An 805-nucleotide genomic window follows, 5' to 3' on the forward strand; every position below is an offset into this window, starting at 1 on the left:
TTTTATGCGCGTCCCAGTGAGCGAAGCGAACGACTTAAACTATTTGTTAGGCCGTACAGAGTAGTTAGGGCCAAAATTTTTCGGTAGCGATAGCAGCTAGACATAGCAGCCCAAACCCTAAAAATAGAAAGACACCATTCTTGGCTATTTGAAATAATCGACGATTAAAAAAGAAGCCCCCGACTAAACCAAGAATAGCTGTTAGTGCGCTAAGCGCAGACAAGCCAAGGTTGGCAACAAAAAAACCAACTAATGAAGATGGTGTGTAGTTTGGAGCCACGCCAGGAGCTGGCGTATAAAGAAGCATGCCTTGTGGAGCTTGTGAATACTGCCATCCGGCTAAAGCTATGGCGAGGGCTACGCCGCTAAGAAAAAGAATGATGACTGACTTTCTCATAATCGGGTTGGTCCTAACATTTTAGTTATGGGGCGCGCGGCTTTATGCGCGTCCCAGTGAGCGAAGCGAACGACTTAAACTTTTTGTTAGCTGCATATCGACAAGAGTCATTGTGTTACAGCCAACACCATGAGTAAGCATAATAAAATCCAACCTAATGCTCTTAACCACCGAGATTTAGTTTGCAGGCAACAAATAACAGGAATTGAAATAATCGCAAACCAAACAAACTTCGGATTTACTATTGAAGGTTCAATGCTATGCTCAATCGCTATCTCATTCGGTAATATTGACGGAATAATTTCACCATAAATTACGACCCCTAAAATTACGGATAACAACTTACTCATAATTCTATATATTGCAATTTTCTTCATATTACTCAGCATGGTGTTCAGATTTGCAGCT

Annotated in this window: 2 protein-coding genes; both read right to left on the reverse strand. The window is 41.6% G+C overall.

All coding sequences use genetic code 11. The features are described from left to right. Window positions 1-64: 64 nt before the first annotated feature. Window positions 65-397 (reverse strand): hypothetical protein, encoded by a 333-nt coding sequence (locus ACZYTD_RS17165; protein ID WP_463893911.1) that lies wholly within the window; start codon window positions 395-397, stop codon window positions 65-67. Window positions 398-504: 107 nt separating this feature from the next. After that, window positions 505-805 (reverse strand): hypothetical protein (locus ACZYTD_RS17170; protein ID WP_463893912.1); only part of this gene is annotated, 301 nt, incomplete at its 5' end.

Source organism: Pseudaeromonas sp. HNCC25DJ180 (assembly GCF_055413345.1).